The organism is Micromonospora chalcea, from assembly GCF_002926165.1.
Lineage (GTDB): Bacteria > Actinomycetota > Actinomycetes > Mycobacteriales > Micromonosporaceae > Micromonospora > Micromonospora chalcea.
Window position 1 is genome coordinate 1 of record NZ_MAGP01000004.1, and the last position, 16,150, is coordinate 16,150.

Sequence of the window (16,150 nt, forward strand, 5' to 3'; positions counted from 1 at the left end):
CCCGCCGGCTTCCGCCTGCCGCTGAAGGAATGCTGCCCCGGGGTGCTCAGGGCGGCGGGCGGCGTCAGGCGACCCGGCGGCGACGGCCGGGGCGGCGGGGCATCGGCGCCAGCGCCTCGGCGGTCGCGGGTGGTGGTAGCACCTCGACCTCGAACCCGGCCCGCGCGAACACCTCGATCGCCCGGTGCTCGGCCGGGCCGAGGTCGGCCGGGTCGGAGTCGAGCAGTGCGGTCACCAGGCAGCCGGAGCAGCCGGCGCCACGGTTGCCGCAGGTGTCGCAGTCGATCAGCATCAACGCCTCCTGACGGGTCGCCGGTGGCGCTCGGGGAAGGGACCACCACCGTCGGTCACCAGAACGCTAACGCCGGGGTACGACAGAACCGGACAACGAGGCAGCACCCGCCGCGAACCCCAACCAGTACGCCGAAGTGGCGCGATCAGCACGCGCCCCACCCCACCACTCCCCCGATCTGGAGTCGATCAAGGGGGAGAGAGAAGGCTCAGGACCGGGCCAGGCGCCGCAGCAGCGAGTCGGCGCCCAGCGGGTACGCGCCGACGCGGCGTACCCCGTCGGCGACCTCGCGGTCGGAGGAGACCACGACCACCGGCCGCCCGGCCGGCTCGGCGCGGACCAGCCGACGGATCAGCTCGTCCGCGGTCTCGCCCTTACGGGAGAACAGCACCCGCACGCCGCGCGGCGCCGGGGGCAGGCCGTGGATCCGCTCGGCGCCGTCGAAGACCACTGTGACCTCGTCCCCGGTCTGCGCGGCGATCCCGCCCAGCCCGGTGATCAGCCGTTTGCGCTGCTGCTCCAGCGACATCTCGCCGAAGCCCCGCTTCGTCACGTTGTAACCGTCCACCACCAGGTGTGCCCGGGGCAGCGCGAGCAACTGGTCGAGGCGGGCCGGGTCGTCGGTGTCGCGGGCCCGCGTCGACGTGCCGGCCTGCGCGGCGCCCGGCTGCTCGGCGAACGCGTCGGCGACGAAGTCGGCCGGGAGCTTGTCCACCGGGTCGAGCGCCAGCTCGCGGCGCAGCCCGACCGCGGCCTGGCCGATCGTCTCCAGCAGCAGCCACAGCCGGGCGTCGTCGACCGACCGGGCCTCCTTGGCGCTGGCCCGGGCCACGCCGGCGGCGGCCTCCGCCTCGGCCAGCCGGGCCCGGGCGCGGCGCAGCTCGGCGTCCGCGTCGGCCGCCGCGCGGGCCGCCCGGCCCCGCTCGGTGGCGAGCAGTTCGGTGGCCTTGCGCTCGCGGGCCTGGGTCTCCCGCAGGGTACGGGCGAGCTGGCGCGCTTCCTCGCGGAGCTGACCGAGTTCCTCGCGGACCCGGGCCAGCTCGTCGCGCAGCTTCTCCGCCTCGACCCGGGCCACCGCCCGGTCGTGCTCGGCGCGCGCGGCCCGCTGCTCGGCCTCGCGGACCAGTTCGGCCACCACAGCGCTGTCGGCCTCGGCGCGTACCGCCTCGCCGCTGGCCTCGATCAGTTCCCGCCAGCCCCGGGGCCGGGCCAGGTAGGCCAGCGCGGCCACCTCGACCGGGTCGGCCGCGGCCGGGGCGGTGCCCTCCACCACCGCCGCGCCGAGGTCGCCGGCGTCGGCGAGCACCCGGGCGGTGACCCGCTGCCGGAACAGCGGGTCGGCGGTGAGCTGGGCGGCGATCGCGGGCGCGCCGAGCCGGGCGCGGCGGTTCGGGGCGAACTTGGCGACCCGCCGCAGCGGCACCGGCACCTCGTCGGCGGGCAGGCCGGGCAGCACGGCCGCGGTGAGCGTCACGATCCGCTGCCGGACCGGTTCGGGCAGGGTGGGCTCGGGCTCGACCGGGGTCGGCGCGTCCTCACCGGCGCCGGGCACGCCGAGGACCGGCTCCTCCGCGGAGGAGTGGTCGTCGTGCGGCTCGGTGAGGGGCATGAGGCAAGTCTCCCACCCCGAACGGGCCCACCGCCCGGTGAGTGAGCCGATCTCTCATCGTACCCCCGTGGTATCTCCTGGGGCCGCAGTGACGCAAGTGTCGGACCGTGCCGCTAGCGTCCCGCGGGTGACACGAGCGGAGTACGTCCAGGAGTCGCTGGCCGGCCTGGACACTGCGGCGGGCAGCGGCGTGGACCCGGCGCTGCCGCTCTACGCGACCACCTTCGTGGTGGTCGACCTGGAGACCACCGGCGGCGCGCCCGACGGCGGCGGGATCACCGAGATCGGCGCGGTGAAGGTGCGCGGCGGCGAGGAGCTGGGCGTGCTCGCCACGCTGGTCAACCCGGGCGTGCCGATCCCGCCGTTCATCACCGTGCTCACCGGCATCACGCAGGCCATGCTGCTGCCCGCCCCGCCGATCGAGCAGGTGCTGCCGAGCTTCCTGGAGTTCGTCGGCGACGCCGTGCTGGTCGCCCACAACGCGCCGTACGACGTGGGGTTCCTCAAGGCGGCCTGCGCGAAGCACGGCTACCGCTGGCCCAACCCCCGGGTGCTGGACACGGCCGCGCTGGCCCGGCGGGTGCTGACCCGCGACGAGGTGCCCAACCGCAAGCTGGGCACGCTCGCCGCCTACTTCCGCACCGCGACCCAGCCCACCCACCGGGCGCTGGACGACGCCAAGGCCACCGTCGACGTGCTGCACGGGCTGATCGGCCGGCTCGGCGGGCACCGCGTCGACACGGTCGGCGAGGCGATCGAGTTCGCCCGCGCGGTCACACCCACCCAGCGCCGCAAGCGGCACCTCGCCGACGGGCTGCCGAAGGTGCCGGGCGTCTACATCTTCCGGGCCGCCGACGACCGGCCGCTCTACGTCGGCACGTCCGGCGACATCGCCACCCGGGTGCGCAGCTACTTCACCGCCGCGGAGAAGCGGGCCCGGATCTCCGAGATGCTCGCCGCCGCCGAGCGGGTGGAGGCGGTCGAGTGCGCCCACTCGCTGGAGGCGGAGGTCCGCGAGCTGCGGCTGATCGCGGCGCACGCGCCGCCGTACAACCGCAGGTCGAAGTATCCGGAGCGCCAGGTGTGGCTGAAGCTCACCGACGAGGCGTACCCCCGGTTGTCGATCGTGCGCGACATCGCGCCCACCGACACGGCCTACCTGGGGCCGTTCCGGTCCCGGCAGGCGGCGGAGCTGGCCGCCGCCGGCTTCCACGACGCGGTGCCGCTGCGGCAGTGCACGCACCGGCTGTCCCGGCGCACCACCATGCCGGCCTGCGCGCTGGCCGAGCTGGGTCGCTGCCCGGCGCCGTGCGAGCACCGGATCACCCCCGAGGAGTACGACGACCGGGCGGCGACGCCGTTCCGCACCGCCACCAGCGACGATCCCGGTGTGGTGGTGGACGCGCTGCTCGCCCGCATCGAGGTGCTGTCGGCCGCCCAGCGCTACGAGGAGGCGGCTGTGGTGCGCGGGCGGCTGGTCGCGGTGCTGCGCGCGGCGGTCCGGATGCAGCGGCTGGCCGCGCTGACCGGCATCGCCGAGCTGGCCGCCGCCCGGCCGGCGGCCCGGGGCGGCTGGGAGCTGGCGCTGGTGCGGCACGGGCGGCTGGCGGGGGCCGGGGTGTCCCCGCCGGGTGTCCATCCGCGACCGACGATCGACGCGATCCGGGCCACCGCCGAGACGGTGCTGCCCGGGCACGGGCCGGTGCCCGCCGCGACCGCCGAGGAGACCGAACGGATCCTGTCCTGGTTGGAGCGACCGGAGACCCGCCTGGTCGAGGCGAGCGCCGGATGGGCCTCGCCGGTGGCCGGCGCGGGGCGTTTTCGCGACCTCCTGACGAAGGCGGAGAGCGGCGGAACCCACAAAGTCTCGACCGAACGCTCATGACCAACTGACCGATCGGACTACCTCGACTCCCTTAGTCTGTTAAAGGAGTGCAGACCTGCCCGATTCGCGGGCTCTGCTCCCGGTCGCCGGTTCCCGGCGGCCGAGGGCCGGGGTGAGGAGGTGTCCCAGGTGGACGTCGACGCCGGACACGGCGCCGCCCTGGGTGGCGCGCTTCCAGCCCAGGGCGAACTGCCACTCACCCGCCGCCTGCGTTCCCTGCTCACCTGGCCGGCCTCCGACGGCGACCCGGTCACCGCACTGGTCCGGGCCCATCGCGGCATCCACGCGAGCGCCGACGCCTCGGTGTTGCGCCGCGCCTACACGATCGCCGAGAACATGCACCGCGGCCAGTTCCGCAAGAGCGGCGAGCCGTACATCACCCATCCGCTGGCGGTGGCGCAGATCTGCGCCGACCTCGGCATGGACACCATCACGCTGGTCGCCGCGCTGCTGCACGACACGGTGGAGGACACCCGCTACACGCTCCAGGCGCTCCAGGAGGACTTCGGCCGCGAGGTCGCCCACCTGGTCGACGGCGTGACGAAGTTCGACAAGGCGTTCTACGGCAAGGCCGCCGAGGCGGAGACCGTCCGCAAGATGATCGTGGCGGCCGGCAAGGACGTCCGGGTGCTGGTGATCAAGCTGGCCGACCGGCTGCACAACATGCGTACGCTCGGCGTCCGCTCGGCCGCGTCCCGGGAGCGGATCGCCCGCAAGACCCAGGAGGTGCTGGTCCCGCTCTGCGACCGGCTCGGCATCCAGACGCTCAAACGCGAGCTGGACGACGTGGTCCTGCTGCACCTGCGGCCGGAGGAGCACGCGCGGCTCGCCCGCTTCGTGCACGACCGGCCCGGCTGGGACGCCTACCTCGCCGACGTGGTGGCCCGCACCCGGGTGGCGCTGCGCCGCAACCGGGTCGACGCCGACGTCTCCCCCCGCCCCCGCCACCTCTACTCGATCTGGAAGGACACCGTCGCCGGCGGTCACACGGCCCCGTACGACCTGCCGCGTATCGCGATCGTGGTGGACGGTCCGGCGACCGACTGTTACGCCGCGCTGGGCGCCGTGCACGGGCTCTGGCGGCCGGTGCCGGGCCGCTTCAAGGACTTCATCGCCTCCCCGAAGAACAACCTCTACCGCTCCCTGCACACGAGCGTCTGCGGCCCGCAGGACCGCACCGTCGAGGTGCTGATCCGCACCACCGAGATGCACCGCTCCGCGGAGTACGGCGTAGCCGCCCACTACCGCTTCCCCCGCGCCGCGGGCCGGGCCGTCGACCGGGCGGACGAGCTGGCCTGGCTGCGCCGGGTGCTCGACTGGGAGCAGGAGACCGTCGACCCGACCCAGTTCATGGAGTCGCTGCGCTGCGACCTGTCGGAGGCGCAGATCCAGGTCGTCGCCGACGGGCGGCAGGTGGTCACCCCGGCCGGGGCCACGCCGGTCGACCTCGCGTACGAGCTGGGCACCGAGCGCGGCGACCACTGCCTGGCGGCCCGGATCAACGGCCGGCTCGCCCCGCTCTCCTCCGAACTGGAGGAGGGCGACGTGGTGGAGATCTACACCGAGCGCGACGCGGAGAGCGGCTTCGAGGCCGACGTGGCCCCGCGCGGCCCGCGCCGGGAGTGGCTGGGCTTCGTCAAGTCGCCGCACGCCCAGATGCAGATCAACCGCTGGTTCGCCGAGCACACCGAGCCGGGCATCTCGATCGCCGACAAGGTACGCCTCGGCCGGGCCTCCATCGGCCTGGCGCTGCGCAAGCACAACCGGGGTCTGGCCAGCGACCTGCCGCTGCTGCGGCTGTCCGAGGAACTGGGCTACCCCGACCTGGAGACGATGCTGGTGGCGGTCTTCGACCGCACCGTCGAGCCGGACACCGTGGTCCAGCAGTTGATCGATCTGGTCGACCACAGGCAGTAGACGAAGCCGGTCCGCGCCGGGACCACTAGCCTGGACGGCATGATCCCCCGCGCGCGTGCCACCGGACGGGCCCTCGGCTACCAGATCTTCTACCGGCTTCCGGTCCCGCTGCGGCGGCGGCTGGTGCGGCTGGCCGTGCCGAAGTACGTCGTCGGCGCGGTCACGCTGGTCAAGGACGCGGAGGCCACCGGCGCGGGCCGGATCCTGCTGCTGCGCCAGCCGCCCGGCTACAGCTGGACGCTGCCCGCCGGGCTGCTGCAACGCGGCGAGGCCCCGGTGGTCGGCGCCGCCCGGGAGCTGTACGAGGAATCAGGTGTCCGCCTGTCCCCCGACGCGCTGCGCCCGGCGGTGCCGAACGCGGTGGTGCACGCCAAGGGCTGGGTGGACGTGGTCTTTGAGGCGGAGGTGCCGGCGTCGACCACCGAGCTGAAGGTGGACGGGGCCGAGGTCTTCGAGGCCGCCTTCCATCCGCTGGACGACCTGCCCCGGCTCAGCCGCGCCACCGCGAACCTGCTGGGCTTCTACGGCATCGGCCCGCGCGCCGGCGAGCGCCCACCGGCCGCGTGAGCACCCCGTACGCGGGCGCTCCGGCGCCGGGGGGCGAGGTGTGCGCGGTGGTGCTGGCCGCCGGTGAGGGCACCCGGCTGCGCCCGCTCACCGAGCGGGTGCCGAAGGCGCTCTGCCCGGTCGGCAACGTCCCGCTGCTGGACCGGGCGCTGGCCCGGCTGGCCGGGCTCGGCCTGGCCGGTCCGGAACGGGTCGCGGTGAACGCCTGCTACCTGGGTGACCGGGTGGTCGCGCGGGTCGGCGACCGGGCCCACCTGTCGGTCGAGCCGGACGCCCCGCTGGGCACCGCCGGAGGCGTCGGCCGGCTGCGAGACTGGATCGCCGGCCGGGGCGTGCTGGTGGGCAACGCCGACGCGTACCTGGCCGATCCGGCGGCCCCGCCCGGGCCGGACATCGCCGCGCTGCTGGACGGCTGGGACGGGCACGGCGTACGCCTGCTCGGCCGGCCCGCCGACGACCCGGACGCCCCCGGGACGTTCGACGGCCACGAGTTCGTGGGTTTCTCGCTGCTGCCCTGGCGGCTGGTCCGCGACCTGCCGGCCACGTTCGGCGACCTGGTCCGGGCGGTGTGGCGGCCCGCGGAGGCGGCCGGCGCGCTCACCGTGGTGCCCTACCGGGGCACGTTCTACGACACCGGCACCCCGGCCGACTACCTGGACGCCAACCTGCACGCCGCCGGCCCGGACGGGCTGGTGGACCCGGCGGCGACGGTGACCGGCCGGGTCACCGGCTCGGTGGTGGGCGCGGGCGCGCGGGTGGACGGCGACGTGGACCGGTCCGTGGTGTGGCCGGGCGCGACCGTCGCGGCCGGGGAGAGCCTCCACCGGGTGATCCGGGCCGGGGACGACCTGACCGTCCCGGCGGCGCGGTGAGGGCCGCGGGATCTAGCATGGGCCTCGTCGCCGACGAACGGAGAACCGTCCCGTGATCACCGCGATCGTGCTGATCGACTGCGCCACCGACTCCATCCCCGAGGTGGCCGAGACCCTGGCCAACCTGCCCGGCGTCAGCGAGGTCTACTCGGTGGCCGGGCACGTCGACCTGATCGCCATGGTCCGCGTCCGGGAGTTCGAGCAGATCGCGCAGGTCATCGCCGGCAGCATCTCGAAGGTGCCGGGCGTGCTGAACACCGAGTCGCACATCGCGTTCCGCGCGTACTCGCAGCACGACCTGGAGGAGGCGTTCGCGATCGGGCTCGCGAGCGCCGACTGACACGAGCCGGTGGCCGGCCCGCCCCGTGGGCGGACCGGCCACCGTCGACCGTGCGGTACGTCAGCTCTGGCTGGGCACCGGGGTCTCCGTGGTGCCCGGAGCGGGCTCCTCGGTCTCGGTGCCGCCCGGAGCCGGCGACTCGGTGCCACCCGGCGAGGTGGTGCCGCCCGGGCTGGGCGTGCCGCTGGCACTGGTCTGCGGAACCGGGACACCCAGCGTCTGGGCCAGGGCCACCAGCGCGTCGTAGTGCGCCTGCAGGACCGGCAGCGCGTCCTGCGCGATCTGCACCACCGACTGCTCCGAGCCCTGCGAGATCTCGGTCTGGGTGGCCTGGATGGCCTGGACGTGGCCGGCGAGCTGCGCGGTCACCCAGGCCTTGTCGAACTCGGCCCCGTTGAGGTTGTTCAGCTTGTCGAGGACCTTCTGCTGGTCGGCGGTCGGGTCGGCCGGCAGCTGCACGTTGAGCTGCTGGGCGGTCGACTGCACCGTCTGGTCCAGCTGGGTGTGGTCCGTGACGAACATCTTGCCCAGGTCCTTGACCTGCTGGTTCTGACCCTTCTGCTGGGCCAGGTTACCGGCGGTGATCTCGAACAGGTTGACCTGGTGCACCGCCTGCAGGTACTGCGTGTCCTGCGTCGACGGCTGCGCCGCGGCCTGTGCCGCGGCGGCGGGCGCCAGCCCCACGACCACCAGCGCGGCCATCAGGCCCAGGCGTTTGATTCCCAGCATCTTTCCTCCCCCATGAGACGTCGGACCGCACGGATACCCGGCTGACCGGGGTTATTCCTGCGATTCCACCCGTCCGTGTCGGGGGGCGGCGGGGACCGGTGCACCGCCCGCCGGGCGCCGGGCGGGCACAACCGGACGACAGGTACGTAAAGCGGCAGTGGCGCCCGCCGGATGATCCGGCGGGCGCCACTGTCAGTCGTACCGGGAAGGTCAGCGACGGCTCTCGCCGCTGCCGATCTCCTCCCGCTCCGGCCGGTCCTCGACCGGCGGGTGCCCCGGCGAGACCGGCGCCTCGGCCGGCTTCTCGATCGGGTAGAAGAAGCCCCGGATCGCCGGGCCGAGGGCGCCGAGCCGGTTCATCTTCTTCGGCACCACCCAGCCGACGTAGTCCAGTGCCGGCGGGTGGCCGTCGTGCCCCTCGGCCGAGGTGAGCGGCTGGTGGACCTCGACGAACCGGCCGTCGGGCAGCCGCTTGATGATGCCGGTCTCCACGCCGTGGGCCAGCACCTCCCGGTCGTGCTGCTGCAGACCCAGGCAGATCCGGTACGTGATGTAGTACGCGATCGGCGGCAGGATCAGCAGGCCGATCCGGCCCGCCCAGGTCATCGCGTTCAGGCTGATGTGGAACTTGTCGGCGATGACGTCGTTGGCGCCGGAGAGCGTCAGCACGATGTAGAAGGCCAGCGCCATGGCGCCCACGGCGGTCCGGGCCGGAACGTCCCGGGGCCGCTGGAGCAGGTTGTGGTGCTTGTAGTCCTTGAGGCGGCGCGCCTCCAGGAACGGGTACATCGTCGACAGGCCCACCAGGATTCCGGGTAGGACCACCGTCGGCCAGAACAGCGGTGGGATGACGTACCCGTTGCCGATCGGGATGTGGATCTCCCAGCCCGGCATGAGCCGGGTCGAGCCGTCGAGGAACATGACGTACCAGTCGGGCTGGCTGGCGGCCGAGACCACCCACGCCTCGTACGGGCCGAACAGCCAGATCGGGTTGATCTGGAACAGGCCGCCCATCAGCGCGATCACGCCGAAGACGACCATGAAGAAGCCGCCCTGCTTGAGCGCGTAGCGCGGGAACATCCGCTCGCCGACCACGTTGGAGTTGGTCCGGCCGGGGCCGGGCCACTGGGTGTGCTTCTGCTTGAACACCAGGCCGAGGTGCACGCTGATCAGCGCCACCAGCAGACCCGGGACGAGCAGCACGTGGGCGATGAAGAAGCGGCTGATGATGATGGTGCCGGGGAACTCCCCGCCGAAGATCGACGAGCTGACCCAGGACCCGATCACCGGGATCGACAGGATGATCGCGGAGGCGATGCGCAGACCGGTGCCGGACAGGCCGTCGTCCGGCAGCGAGTAGCCGGTGAAACCGGCCAGGAAGCCGACCCAGAACAGCAGCGAACCGATGATCCAGTTGGTCTCACGCGGCTTGCGGAACGCGCCGGTGAAGAACACCCGCAGCATGTGCACCACGATCGCGGCCATGAACAGCAGGGCCGCCCAGTGGTGCATCTGCCGCATGATCAGGCCACCCCGGACATCGAACGAGATGTCCAGGCTGGAGGCGTACGCGGCCGACATCGGGGTGCCCCGCAGCGGCGCGTAGCTGCCGTTGTAGATGACCTCGGTCATCGTCGGCTCGAAGAAGAACGTCAGGAAGACGCCGGTCAGCAGCAGGACGATGAACGAGAACAGCGCGATCTCACCCAGCAGGAACGACCAGTGGTCGGGGAAGACCTTGTTCAGCAGCTTGCGCAGGGGCGTGGCCACCTGGAAGCGGTCGTCCACCGCCCGCGCGCTCTTGGCCGGCAGCGCGGCGGCATCAAACTTTCGGCGCTTCATGGCCGCTCCCAGAAGTCGGGACCGATGGTCTCGGTGTAGTCGGACTTCGCCACGAAGAAGCCCTCCTCGTCCACCTCGATCGGCAGCTGCGGCAGCGGCCGGTTCGCCGGGCCGAAGATCGGCTTGGCGTTGTCGGTGATGAGGAACTGGGACTGGTGGCAGGGGCAGAGCAGGCGGTTGGTCTGCTGCTCGTAGAGGCTGGCCGGGCAGCCGGCGTGCGTACAGATCTTGGAGTACGCGACGTAGTTGCCCCACATGTAGTCGCCGTGGCCCTTGCGCTCGTTCGCGGCGCGCGACTTCTGCGCGTCGTCCTCCCGCAGGTGGATGAGCAGGGTGGGCGAGTCGGCGTGCTTGTTGCTGACGCCGCCGTCGATGCCCGGGAACACGGTGAGCTGGCCGCCGACGCTGACGTCGGCCGGGCGGATCGGACGGCCGTCCTCACGGATCAGCCGGATCTTCTTGCCGCCCTCGCCCGGCTGGAAGCCGGTGGTGAACATCTGGTTGTTCTTGTGCGGCTGCTCGATCAGGCCACCGATCAGCGGCGCGGCGGCCACCGCGCCCACCGGCGCCAGGCCGGCGAGCAGCGAGATGCCCAGCAGCGGCCGGCGGCGTACGCCCATCTCGTCGGCGAGGTAGAGCATCGTCTCACCGGTGATCTTGCGACCCTCCGGGTCGTCGACCTGGTCGTGCCGGTCCTGGATCGACACCTCCTTGGGCAGCAGCTTCTTGCCCCAGGTCAGGATGCCGAAACCGATGCCCAGCAGCGCCAGGCCCAGCGTCACGCCGAGCAGCGGCGTGTAGAGCTTGTCGCCGCCGCGACCCGGCTCCCACTGCCACGGCCACCAGATGTAGACCACCAGGAAGGCGGTCGCGAAGACGCCGGTCAGCAGGAACATCAGGGCGACGGTACGGGTCAGCCGGCGCTCGGCCTTGCTGCCCGGGACCACCTGCGGCTCGTAGTGGACGATCTCGATGTCGTCCCGCCGGGCGCCCTCCTGAACGACCTCGAACCGGGAGAGCCGGGGGTCGTTCACGTCGAGCGGCTCCGGGCCCCGCTGGGCCTGGTGCTCGGTGTGGGTGCTCATGCCGTCACCTCGCTACGGGTGACGCCGGGGGTCGGCGCCACAGCACTGGAACCATTGATCCGTCCGGTCACGACTTGCCCGCAATCCACAGGCTCGCGAAGACCAGCGCGACGATGCCGACCAGGAAGATCGCGATGCCCTCGGTCGACGGGCCGTACCGGCCCAGGTTGAACCCGCCCGGGTCGCCGTCGTTCTTCAGCGTGTCCTGGATGTAGGCGATGATGTCCGCCTTCTCCTGCGGCGTGATCTGGTTGTCACCGAACACCGGCATGTTCTGCGGACCGCTCAGCATCGCGGCGTAGATCTGCCGGTCGCTGGCCGGCGCGAGGCTCGGCGCGTACTTGCCGGAGGACAGCGCACCGCCGCCACCGCCGAAGGCGTGGCACTGCGAGCAGTTGATCCGGAACAGCTCGCCACCGGTGGCCAGGTTGGCGCCCTCACGCAGGTCGCCGTTGGGCACCTCCGGACCGCCACCGAGCTCCTGGATGTACTGCCCGAGCTGGCGCACCTGCTCGTCGGTGAACTGCGGCGGCTTGCGCATGGCCTGGGCCTCCTGCCGGGCCATCGGCATGCGACCGCTGCTCACCTGGAACTCCACCGAGGCGGACCCGACGCCGATCAGGCTCGGACCACGGCCCTCGACGCCCTGGGCATTGCGACCGTGACAGGTCACACAGCTCACGTCGAACAGCGCCTTACCCTCGTTGCCTGCGGCGGTCAACGGCGGGTTGTCCTGCGCCTGCACGCCGGGGGCGAAGACGGTGTAGGCACCGCCGGCCAGCATCAGCGCGGCGAACAGCCGGACCGCGGCGCCCAGCCGGCGGCGGCCCCTGCTGCGCGCTACGGGCCGCCCGCGCAGCCGCGCGAGCAGACCGCGTCGGCGGTCGTTGTCAGAAGTCATGACCTGTGTCCTTAACCGGTTGGACCTTGTCTCAGGGGACGGAGCAGCGGCGCGGTTCGTGACGCGCCAAGATCACTGGAGCCAGTAGATCATGGCGTAGAGCGCGATCCACACGACGTCCACGAAGTGCCAGTAGTAGGACACGACGATCGCCGAGGTCGCCTGGGCTGGGGTGAACCGACCCATGGTGGTGCGGATCATGAAGATGATGAAGGCGACCAGACCGCCGGTCACGTGCAGACCGTGGAATCCGGTGGTGAGGTAGAACATCGACCCGTAGCCGTCTTCGTTGATCTTCACGCCCTCGTGCACCAGGGTCCGGTACTCGTTCAGCTGACCGAGTACGAAGATCAGACCCATGATGAACGTGATCGTGAACCACCGGCGCAGGGCGTGGACGTCGCCGCGCTCGGCCGCGAACACGCCGATCTGACAGGTGATCGAGGAGAGCACCAGGATCACCGTGAACGTGGTCGCGTACGGGATGTTCAGCACCTCGGTGTGCTTCTCCCACTGCTCCGGCGCAGCCGCGCGGATGGAGAAGTACATCGCGAACAGCGCCGCGAAGAACATGAGTTCGCTGGAGAGCCACACGATCGTCCCGACGCTGACCATGTTGGGTCGCGTCAGGGAGTGGATCCGGCTCTTGTCAATGGCTGGGGCCGCAGTCACGCGGTCATTATTGCCCCTGACCGGGACCGACGATCAGCGGGGTGCCAAACCCGGCCCTTCCGTGGCCCGATCGTGGTGGTCCGCTTCGCCTGACCTACCCTGAAAAGCGTGCTGCACGTCGATCAGATCCTCGCCGTCACCTCGGCCGTTCCGGCGACGCTGGCGGCGGGAGGCGAGAGCGCCCCGCCGCCGTTCACCGTGGCCCGGGTGTTCACCGAGACCCGGCTGGACAGCTGGCTCACGCTGGGCATCGTGCTCGCCGCCGGCCTGTACCTCTACGGGGTGCACCGGCTGCGGCTGCGCGGCGACCGCTGGCCGGTCATCCGTACCGTGTCGTTCCTCGGCCCCGGCCTCGGCGGCATCGCGCTGGTCACGCTCACCGGGCTCGGCGCGTACGACACCGCCCTGCTCTCGGTGCACATGGTCCAGCACATGGTGCTGTCGATGATCGCGCCGATCTTCCTGGCGCTCGGCGCGCCGGTCACGCTGGCGCTGCGCACGCTGCCGGTACGCCCGCGCAAGCGCCTGCTCGCGGTCGTGCACAGCCGGATCGCGCGGATCTACAGCTTCCCGCTCGTGGCGTTCACCATCTTCGTGGTGAACCCGTTCGCGCTCTACTTCACCGACCTCTACGAGTTCACCCTGCGCCACGAGTGGGCGCACGAACTCGTCCACGCGCACTTCATCGCCACCGGCTGCGTCTTCTTCTGGCCGCTGCTCGGCCTCGACCCGCTGCCCGGACGCTGGCCGTACCCGGCGCGCGCGCTGCTCATGCTGCTCTCGGTGCCGTTCCACACCGTGCTCGGGCTCACCATCATGCAGAGCACCACGCTGTTCGGCGGCGACTGGTACCCGTCGCTCAACCTGTCCTGGTCCGACCCCTGGAACGACCAGGTGGTGGCCGGAGGCGTCCTCTGGGCCGGCGGCGAGTTCGTCAGCGTCACCATGCTCGCCGTCCTGGTCGTCCAGTGGGTCAAACAGTCCGAGCGCGAGGCCCGCCGGCTCGACCGCGAGCTGGACCGCCAGGAGGCCCGCGAGCGCGCCGCGGAAGCCAGCGCCTGAGGCCCCTGACGGGGTACGCCCTCCCCCGCCCGGGCGGAGGACAGGCCGAACGTGACGCCCGCTACGATCAGCGGGCAGCTACGAGGTGGGAGCCACGTCACGATGAGCGATCGTCTTTGCACCGTCCTGCTCTACAGCGACGACCCGAAGGTCCGCGACCGGATGCGGCTGGCCGTGGGCACCCGCCCGGCGCCCGGCATCGAGATCGAGTTCGTCGAGGCCGACGAGTACGCCGCCTGCGTCCGGCTGGTCGACGACTACGAGATCGACCTGCTGCTGCTCGACGGCGAGGCGAGCCCGGGCGGTGGCATCGGCATCGCCCGCCAGATCAAGGACGACCGGGACGACGCGCCGCCGACCTGCGTGGTGCTGGCCCGCGCCGCCGACCGCTGGCTGGCCGCGTACGCCGAGGTCGACGCCACGCTGACCCACCCGCTGGACCCGGTGGTCGCCGGCAGCACCGTCGCGGAGCTGCTGCGCCGCACCCACGCCGCGGCCTGATCCCCCGGCCCTCGCGCGCCACGGCGACGCGGCCGTGGCAAGCCCCAACCGCTTTCCTCACGCCGCTCGGGAGGCCCGTCATGGGCGAACGGACCTGGCCGCTTCTGCTCAACGCGCTGCTGCGCGGCGAGGAGCTCTCCACCGCCGACACGGCGTGGGCGATGGGCGAGATCATGGCCGGCTCGGCGACACCGGCGCAGATCGCCGGGTTCGCCGTGGCGCTGCGCACCAAGGGCGAGACCCCCGCCGAGCTGGGCGGCCTGGTCGAGACCATGCTGACCCGCGCGGTGCCGGTGCTCCTGCCCGACGAGGTACGCGACACCGCGCTGGACGTGGTCGGCACCGGCGGTGACCTCGCGCACACGGTGAACATCTCCACCATGGCGGCGCTCGTGGTCGCCGGGGCCGGCGTCCGCGTGGTCAAGCACGGCAACCGGGCCGCCTCCTCCTCGTGCGGCACCGCGGACGTGCTGGAGGAGCTCGGCGTACCGCTGGACCTGGAGCCCGAGCAGGTGGCCCGCTGCGTCACCGAGGCCGGCATCGGCTTCTGCTTCGCCGCCCGCTTCCACCCCGGGATGCGGCACACCGGCCCGGTCCGGCGCGAGATCGGCGTACCCACCGCGTTCAACTTCCTCGGCCCGCTGACCAACCCGGCGCGGCCCCGCGCGGGCGCGGTGGGCTGCTTCGACAAGCGGATGGCCCCGGTGATGGCGGCCGTGTTCGCGGCCCGGGGCGACTCCGCGATCGTGGTACGCGGCGAGGACGGCCTGGACGAGTTCAGCACCGGCGCGCCCACCCGGGTCTGGGTGGCGCAGCAGGGCACCGTCACGGAGGCGCTGCTGGACGCGGCGGAGCTCGGGGTACCCCGGGCCACCCTGGCCGACCTGCGCGGCGGAGACGCGGCCTACAACGCCGACGTGGTACGCCGCCTGCTCGCCGGCGAGACCGGCCCGGTACGGGACGCGGTGCTGGTCAACGCCGCTGTGGCGCTGTCCACCCAGGGCCCGCTCGACGGCGATCTGCACGAGGCGCTGCGGGCCAACCTGGACCGGGCCGCCGAGGCCGTCGACTCGGGCGCCGCGGCGGCCGCGCTGGAGCGCTGGCTGGAGGTGGCACGCGCCGCCTGACGGCGAGGGTGTCGTACCCGCGTGCCAAACTACACGGGAGTTATTTTCCGTTTTCGGTCTATCCGTTTTCGGTCTTCGGTCCACCGGCCCGGCGCCACACCGCCTCGCCCCCCGGGCCCGGAGCGAGAGGAGCCACCCGTGTCTGACCGCGAGCTGCACTGCGACACCTGCGAGGACGTCGTGCTGTTCGAGGCGCCGCCCTGCGGCGACGGGCACGGCGCCGACTGCCCGGAGCTGATCTGCACCCGCTGCGGCGCGGCAGTGGTGATCGCCACGTTCACCTTCCGCCCGGCCCGCCTGTCCGGCCGCCGCACCCGCCGCCCTTCTCACCCCCAGGCCGCCTGACCTCCACTCCCTTTCGGCGCCCCTTCCCTCCCCGCCACGCCCGACAGCCCAACCGCCTGCCTCGCGTGATCAAGGAGTTTGTGTCCCCCACAGTTGTCCAGGCGGACACAAACTCCTTGATCAACGGGGCGGGGCGGCGCCGGGAGCGCGGTGGGCTCGGGCGTGAGTGTCAACGATGACCCGGTGGCGGCACCGCGTCATGGGGAGCGGACTCCGGTTCGCCCCACCTGGCCGAGCCGCGCGGCGAGATCTTGGAAGGAAACGGCTGTCATGGAGACTGTTCAGTCCCATGACATCTGTCAGCGTTGAAGTCCCGATACATGTGTCACGTGGTAGGGATCTTGGGTCGGGTGGTATGTGCTGCCGGGCATGGCTTCTCGGCGGCATGTGATGAACCTGCTGGA

General features: G+C 72.2%; 16 protein-coding genes. 9 read left to right on the top strand and 7 right to left on the bottom strand.

What is annotated here, in order from left to right; all coding sequences use genetic code 11:
* Window positions 1-64 precede the first annotated feature (64 nt).
* Entirely contained in the window at window positions 65-292 is a 228-nt protein-coding gene (locus tag BAW75_RS01770; RefSeq protein WP_104112411.1) for a hypothetical protein, read from the bottom strand.
* A 208-nt stretch (window positions 293-500) separates the two neighbouring features.
* Window positions 501-1,901 carry an NYN domain-containing protein gene (locus tag BAW75_RS01775; RefSeq protein WP_104112412.1) on the bottom strand — a complete coding sequence of 467 codons (1,401 nt, stop codon included), beginning with the start codon at window positions 1,899-1,901 and terminating at the stop codon, window positions 501-503.
* A 127-nt stretch (window positions 1,902-2,028) separates the two neighbouring features.
* On the opposite strand from BAW75_RS01775, the gene BAW75_RS01780 reads away from it, so the two are divergent.
* The 5 genes from BAW75_RS01780 to BAW75_RS01800 all read left to right on the top strand — a co-directional run bounded on the left by BAW75_RS01780 (window position 2,029) and on the right by BAW75_RS01800 (window position 7,482).
* On the top strand, window positions 2,029-3,786 hold the full coding sequence (locus tag BAW75_RS01780) for a DEDD exonuclease domain-containing protein (protein ID WP_043329382.1): 1,758 nt from the start codon (window positions 2,029-2,031) through the stop codon (window positions 3,784-3,786).
* 129 nt (window positions 3,787-3,915) lie between these two features.
* The gene (locus BAW75_RS01785) at window positions 3,916-5,703 is read left to right on the top strand and encodes a RelA/SpoT family protein (RefSeq protein ID WP_104112416.1); all 1,788 of its coding nucleotides are present in this window, start codon (window positions 3,916-3,918) and stop codon (window positions 5,701-5,703) included.
* 39 nt (window positions 5,704-5,742) lie between these two features.
* Window positions 5,743-6,270, top strand: a complete 528-nt coding sequence (locus tag BAW75_RS01790) for an NUDIX hydrolase (RefSeq protein WP_064445183.1) — start codon at window positions 5,743-5,745, stop codon at window positions 6,268-6,270.
* Complete coding sequence (locus tag BAW75_RS01795) at window positions 6,267-7,142, top strand: nucleotidyltransferase family protein (RefSeq protein WP_104112413.1); 876 nt, start codon at window positions 6,267-6,269, stop codon at window positions 7,140-7,142. The genes BAW75_RS01790 and BAW75_RS01795 overlap by 4 nt, the downstream gene beginning before the upstream one ends.
* 52 nt (window positions 7,143-7,194) lie before the next feature.
* A complete protein-coding gene (locus tag BAW75_RS01800; protein ID WP_043329379.1) occupies window positions 7,195-7,482 on the top strand; it encodes an Lrp/AsnC family transcriptional regulator in 288 nt (95 codons plus the stop codon).
* A gap of 60 nt (window positions 7,483-7,542) precedes the next feature.
* Here the strand turns inward: BAW75_RS01800 and BAW75_RS01805 are convergent, their stop codons facing one another.
* The 5 genes from BAW75_RS01805 to ctaE all read right to left on the bottom strand — a co-directional run bounded on the left by BAW75_RS01805 (window position 7,543) and on the right by ctaE (window position 12,711).
* Window positions 7,543-8,211 (bottom strand): DUF4142 domain-containing protein, encoded by a 669-nt coding sequence (locus tag BAW75_RS01805; RefSeq protein ID WP_030500146.1) that lies wholly within the window; start codon window positions 8,209-8,211, stop codon window positions 7,543-7,545.
* Window positions 8,212-8,421: 210 nt separating this feature from the next.
* A complete protein-coding gene (gene qcrB, locus BAW75_RS01810) occupies window positions 8,422-10,053 on the bottom strand; it encodes a cytochrome bc1 complex cytochrome b subunit (RefSeq protein WP_030500145.1) in 1,632 nt (543 codons plus the stop codon).
* Entirely contained in the window at window positions 10,050-11,138 is a 1,089-nt protein-coding gene (gene qcrA, locus BAW75_RS01815; protein WP_030500144.1) for a cytochrome bc1 complex Rieske iron-sulfur subunit, read from the bottom strand. Before qcrA ends, qcrB begins: the two co-directional genes overlap by 4 nt.
* Before the next feature lie 67 nt (window positions 11,139-11,205).
* Complete coding sequence (qcrC, locus tag BAW75_RS01820) at window positions 11,206-12,039, bottom strand: cytochrome bc1 complex diheme cytochrome c subunit (protein WP_030500143.1); 834 nt, start codon at window positions 12,037-12,039, stop codon at window positions 11,206-11,208.
* 72 nt (window positions 12,040-12,111) lie between these two features.
* A complete protein-coding gene (gene ctaE, locus BAW75_RS01825; RefSeq protein WP_043329376.1) occupies window positions 12,112-12,711 on the bottom strand; it encodes an aa3-type cytochrome oxidase subunit III in 600 nt (199 codons plus the stop codon).
* A 108-nt stretch (window positions 12,712-12,819) separates the two neighbouring features.
* Here ctaE and BAW75_RS01830 point away from each other — a divergent pair, with 108 nt between their 5' ends.
* The 4 genes from BAW75_RS01830 (at window position 12,820) to BAW75_RS01845 (ending at window position 15,746) form a co-directional block, all read left to right on the top strand.
* Complete coding sequence (locus tag BAW75_RS01830; protein WP_069088996.1) at window positions 12,820-13,773, top strand: cytochrome c oxidase assembly protein; 954 nt, start codon at window positions 12,820-12,822, stop codon at window positions 13,771-13,773.
* Between the two features lie 102 nt (window positions 13,774-13,875).
* On the top strand, window positions 13,876-14,274 hold the full coding sequence (locus BAW75_RS01835) for a response regulator (RefSeq protein ID WP_030500140.1): 399 nt from the start codon (window positions 13,876-13,878) through the stop codon (window positions 14,272-14,274).
* Between the two features lie 80 nt (window positions 14,275-14,354).
* Window positions 14,355-15,401, top strand: coding sequence for an anthranilate phosphoribosyltransferase (gene trpD / locus BAW75_RS01840; protein ID WP_104112414.1), 1,047 nt, complete (start codon window positions 14,355-14,357; stop codon window positions 15,399-15,401).
* A 138-nt stretch (window positions 15,402-15,539) separates the two neighbouring features.
* Window positions 15,540-15,746 (top strand): hypothetical protein, encoded by a 207-nt coding sequence (locus tag BAW75_RS01845; RefSeq protein WP_104112415.1) that lies wholly within the window; start codon window positions 15,540-15,542, stop codon window positions 15,744-15,746.
* The last annotated feature ends 404 nt before the right edge of the window (window positions 15,747-16,150 follow it).

Coding starts and splice junctions, on each gene's coding strand:
- BAW75_RS01770 (WP_104112411.1), bottom strand. CDS start 292: ATGCTGATCGACTGCGACACCTGCGGCAACCGTGGCGCCGGCTGCTCC.
- BAW75_RS01775 (WP_104112412.1), bottom strand. CDS start 1,901: ATGCCCCTCACCGAGCCGCACGACGACCACTCCTCCGCGGAGGAGCCG.
- BAW75_RS01790 (WP_064445183.1), top strand. CDS start 5,743: ATGATCCCCCGCGCGCGTGCCACCGGACGGGCCCTCGGCTACCAGATC.
- BAW75_RS01805 (WP_030500146.1), bottom strand. CDS start 8,211: ATGCTGGGAATCAAACGCCTGGGCCTGATGGCCGCGCTGGTGGTCGTG.
- qcrB (WP_030500145.1), bottom strand. CDS start 10,053: ATGAAGCGCCGAAAGTTTGATGCCGCCGCGCTGCCGGCCAAGAGCGCG.
- qcrA (WP_030500144.1), bottom strand. CDS start 11,138: ATGAGCACCCACACCGAGCACCAGGCCCAGCGGGGCCCGGAGCCGCTC.
- qcrC (WP_030500143.1), bottom strand. CDS start 12,039: ATGACTTCTGACAACGACCGCCGACGCGGTCTGCTCGCGCGGCTGCGC.
- BAW75_RS01835 (WP_030500140.1), top strand. CDS start 13,876: ATGAGCGATCGTCTTTGCACCGTCCTGCTCTACAGCGACGACCCGAAG.
- trpD (WP_104112414.1), top strand. CDS start 14,355: ATGGGCGAACGGACCTGGCCGCTTCTGCTCAACGCGCTGCTGCGCGGC.